Source organism: Burkholderia sp. Ac-20353 (genome assembly GCF_017104785.1).
GTDB lineage: Bacteria > Pseudomonadota > Gammaproteobacteria > Burkholderiales > Burkholderiaceae > Burkholderia.
Genome location: NZ_JAAGPL010000568.1, coordinates 1 through 510 on the forward strand (window position 1 = coordinate 1; position 510 = coordinate 510).

A 510-nucleotide genomic window follows, 5' to 3' on the forward strand; every position below is an offset into this window, starting at 1 on the left:
CGATTCCCGAGACGGTCTACTTCTGCTACCAGATGACGTTCGCGATCATCACGCCGGCACTGATCTGCGGCGCGTTCGCGGACCGGATGAAGTTCTCGGCGATGCTCGTGTTCATGACGCTCTGGTCGCTGATCGTCTACGTGCCGGTCGCGCACATGGTCTGGGAGCCGACCGGCTGGCTGTCGGCCGACGGCGTGCTCGACTTCGCGGGCGGCACCGTCGTGCACATCAACGCCGGTATCGCGGGCCTGATGTCGTGCCTCGTGCTCGGCAAGCGCGTCGGCTACGGCCGCGAATCGATGGCGCCGCACAACCTGGTGCTGACGATGATCGGCGGCTCGATGCTGTGGGTCGGCTGGTTCGGCTTCAACGCGGGCTCGGCGGTGGCCGCCGACGGCCGTGCCGGTTTCGCGATGCTGACGACGCAAGTGGCGACGGCCTGCGCGGCGCTCGGCTGGATGTTTGCCGAATGGGTCGCGAAGGGCAAGCCGTCGGTGCTCGGCATCGTGT

Annotated in this window: 1 pseudogene; it reads left to right on the plus strand. The window is 67.3% G+C overall.

Annotation, left to right across the window (positions count from 1 at the left end):
• Positions 1–510 (plus strand): annotated as a pseudogene (locus G3N94_RS42000) (ammonium transporter); the annotation flags it as partial.